This is a genomic window from Roseomonas rosulenta, assembly GCF_016106005.1.
Classification (GTDB): Bacteria; Pseudomonadota; Alphaproteobacteria; order Acetobacterales; family Acetobacteraceae; genus Neoroseomonas; species Neoroseomonas rosulenta.
Genome location: NZ_JACADR010000569.1, coordinates 1 through 1,046, shown reverse-complemented (window position 1 = coordinate 1,046; position 1,046 = coordinate 1). Strand labels below are relative to the sequence as shown.

Genomic DNA, 1,046 nt, shown 5'->3' with positions numbered 1-1,046 from the left:
CGGGGCGAGCGCGCGGTCGAGCCGGCGCGCCGCCTGCTCCTCCGGCGTGCCGGCCGAGGCGGGGGTGGCGGCCTGCGGCACGTAGGTGACGGGGATCGGCGCGGGCTGCTCGCAGGCGGCGGCGAGGAGGAGGGCGGCGATGCCGAGCTGGCGCGCGGCGGGGGTGATCTTGGCGGTCATGGGGTGAGCGTAGCGCCTGCCGGGCGCGGGCGGAATCGTGGAAGTGGGGCGCGCGCGGCGTGCGGCGCCGCTCCTGTATCTGCAATGTTGACACTTGCCGCGACGCGGCCCGTCCTGGCGACATCACAGCAATCCGGGGCCATCATGCGCGTCATCGTCAGGAAGTGGGGGAATGGCGCCGCCGTGCGGATTCCCGCCTCGGTCATGGCCGCGGCGCACCTCACGTTCGGCCAGCCGGTCGAGCTGCGCGTGGAGGCGGCGCGCATCATCATCGAGCCCGTGCGGCCCGAGCGTTATGTGCGTGTTCCTCGGGTTGGGAGGCGGGGTACGCGGCGTGTGGCGAGGGGGGAGGACGGTACGGGGATGCGATGTGGGTACAGGGAAGCTCGGGGCACGACAGGCTCATTCGGCGATCGGCCGTGTGTGGATGCCTGTGGCACAGGAATGAGCTCCTCACGCGCGGGCCGATCCATAGCGTGGGTCAGTCTCTCCGCTCCCAGTGCGCTCGTGGACGCGTACACTGCGCCCACTAGTCGTTATCGTAGGGCGCGAAGCTCTGAAAGGAGGTCCGCTACGCCCTCGTTCATCGACGCTTCCATCTGAGGGCGCAAACGTTTGTAGATTCTAGGAAAAATCAGCGGGCTGCTAGCGCGCCGTGCATAGATCGCGTTCTGCAATTCACGGGAGGTGCGTTGGCATTCTTCCTCGTGGCGCGCACCAATGGCCGCTTCCCTACACAGTTGGACGCCTCCAGAAACCCCGAATGCTGGCATGCGTGGCCGTAGAGCGGTGCATGGTCGCCCGCCACGCGGGGGGATGGCGGGGATCACGGTGCTGAGGGATCCTGGTCGGGGCGCTGATGGCGG

Annotated in this window: 3 protein-coding genes; 1 reads left to right on the top strand and 2 read right to left on the bottom strand. The window is 69.0% G+C overall.

The genetic code is table 11. From position 1 onward, the window contains the following. Positions 1–180: hypothetical protein (locus HW578_RS26920; RefSeq protein WP_198373761.1), on the bottom strand; the 180-nt coding region annotated here is incomplete at its 3' end. Positions 181–264: 84 nt separating this feature from the next. Here HW578_RS26920 and HW578_RS26915 point away from each other — a divergent pair. Then, entirely contained in the window at positions 265–783 is a 519-nt protein-coding gene (locus HW578_RS26915) for an AbrB/MazE/SpoVT family DNA-binding domain-containing protein (protein ID WP_198373760.1), read from the top strand. On the opposite strand, the gene HW578_RS28540 is transcribed toward HW578_RS26915, so the two are convergent. Continuing rightward, positions 717–953: an S-4TM family putative pore-forming effector gene (locus HW578_RS28540; protein ID WP_198373759.1), complete on the bottom strand. Its 237-nt coding sequence runs from the start codon at positions 951–953 to the stop codon at positions 717–719. The two genes, HW578_RS26915 and HW578_RS28540, sit on opposite strands and share 67 nt — an antisense overlap. Between the last annotated feature and the right edge of the window lie 93 nt (positions 954–1,046).

Excerpts from the sequence above, each read along its gene's own strand:
- HW578_RS26915 (WP_198373760.1), top strand. The coding sequence starts at position 265 with ATGTTGACACTTGCCGCGACGCGGCCCGTCCTGGCGACATCACAGCAA.
- HW578_RS28540 (WP_198373759.1), bottom strand. The coding sequence starts at position 953 with ATGCCAGCATTCGGGGTTTCTGGAGGCGTCCAACTGTGTAGGGAAGCG.